General features: G+C 73.2%; 1 protein-coding gene. It reads left to right on the forward strand.

Annotation, left to right across the window (positions count from 1 at the left end; genetic code table 11):
• On the forward strand, positions 1 to 2,244 hold a 2,244-nt coding region (locus tag ACYVE7_RS32825), incomplete at both ends, for a type I polyketide synthase (protein WP_460370316.1).

Raw genomic sequence — 2,244 nt, forward strand, 5'->3', positions numbered from 1 at the left:
TGGCCGAGCTGGCCGGGTTGGGCGCGCAGGTCGAGGTGGCGGCGTGTGACGTCGCCGACCGAGACGCGGTCGCCGGGCTGCTCGAAGGCCGTCGCCTGTGCGCGGTGGTGCACGCGGCGGGTGTGCTGGACGACGGTGTGATCTCGTCGCTGACTCCGGAGCGGCTCGCCAAGGTGCTGCGTCCTAAGGCCGACGCCGCCTGGCATCTGCACGAGCTGACTCTCGGGATGGATCTGTCGGCGTTCGTCCTGTTCTCGTCCGCCGCCGGTGTGGTCGGCGCCCCCGGCCAGGGCGCCTACGCGGCGGCGAACGTCTCCCTCGACGCGCTCGCCGCCCACCGCCGCACGCTCGGCCTCCCCGGACAGGCCCTCGCCTGGGGCCTGTGGGACACCGGAACCGGTATGGGCGCCACCCTCACCGACACGGACAGGCGCCGCACCGGCGCCACCGGGCTCACCGTCGAGCAGGGCCTCGACCTGTTCGACGCCGCCCTCACCCACCCCGATCCGCTGCTCGTGCCGATGCGGCTGGACCTGCGCGGCCAGCACGCCGCCGACGTCCCGGCCGTGCTGCGGGGCCTGGTGCGCGGGCCGTCCCGACGTTCCGCCGGTTCCCGTTCGGCCGCCGCCTCCCAGTTCCGCGAGCAGCTCACCGCGCTGCCCGTCCAGGACCGTGAGGAAGCGCTGCTCGATCTGGTCCGCGGCCTGGCCGCGAAGATCCTCGGCCATTCGGGTGCGGGGGCCGTCGAGGACCGGGCGTTCCGCGACCTCGGCTTCGACTCCCTGTCGGCGGTGGAACTCCGCAACGGCCTCACCGAGGTCACCGGGCTGCGGCTGCCCGCCACCCTCGTCTTCGACCATCCGACCCCGCCCGTCCTCGCCCGGTTCCTGCGGGACGAACTGCTGGGCTCCGGTGTCGCGGAGACCGCGCCGGTCGCGACCGTCGCCTCCAGGGACGAGCCGATCGCGATCATCGGTATGGCGTGCCGCTACCCGGGCGGCGTCCAATCTCCGGACGACCTGTGGCGGCTGGTCGCCGAGGGCGGCGACGGCATCGCGGCGTTCCCCACCGACCGGGGCTGGAACCTGGAGCGCATCCACGACCCCGAGGGGCTGCGCGCCGAGACCACCTACACCGACCAGGGCGGCTTCCTCTACGACGCGGGCGAGTTCGACGCGGGATTCTTCGGGATCTCCCCGAACGAGGCGCTGACCATCGACCCGCAGCAGCGGCTGCTGCTGGAGGCGTCGTGGGAGGCCCTGGAACGCGCGGGGATCGATCCGACGTCGCTGAAGGGCAGCCCCACCGGGGTGTTCGCCGGGGTGATGTACCACGACTACACCTTCAACAACAGCACGGGCGCCATCGTCTCGGGCCGCGTCGCCTATGCCCTCGGCTTCGAGGGGCCGGCGATCTCGGTGGACACGGCCTGCTCGTCGTCCCTAGTCGCCCTGCATCTGGCCGCCCAGTCGCTCCGTGCCGGGGAGTGCTCGCTGGCCCTGGCGGGCGGGGTGACGGTGATGGCGACGCCCGAGACGTTCATCGAGTTCAGCCGCCAGCGCGGCCTCGCCAGGGACGGCCGCTGCAAGTCGTTCGCGGCCTCCACCGACGGCACGGGCTGGGGTGAGGGCGTCGGCACGCTGGTGGTGGAGCGGCTGTCCGACGCGCGCCGCCTCGGCCATCCCGTCCTGGCGATCGTGCGGGGCAGCGCGGTCAACCAGGACGGCGCCTCCAACGGGCTGACCGCGCCGAACGGTCCGTCCCAGCGGCGTGTGATCCGGGCGGCCCTGGCCAACGCCGGGCTGTCGAGCTCGGATGTGGACGCGGTGGAGGCCCATGGCACGGGCACCACGCTGGGTGATCCGATTGAGGCTCAGGCGCTGCTGGCGACCTACGGTCAGGATCGGGAACAGCCGCTGTGGCTGGGGTCGATCAAGTCGAACATCGGGCATACGCAGGCCGCGGCCGGGGTCGCGGGGATCATCAAGATGGTCGAGGCGATGCGGCACGGGGTGCTCCCGAAGACGTTGCACGTGGACGAGCCGACCCGTCAGGTGGACTGGACCGAGGGCGACGTCAGCCTGTTGACGGAGGCTCGGGAGTGGCCGCGGAATGGGCGTCCGCGCCGGGCCGGGGTGTCGTCGTTCGGGATCAGCGGCACCAACGCCCACGTGATCATCGAGCAGGCGCCCGAGCCCGCCGCGCCCGCACCGCGCCCGACGCCCGCCGCGCCCGTCCCGCTGC

It is taken from the genome of Actinocorallia lasiicapitis (assembly GCF_054778695.1).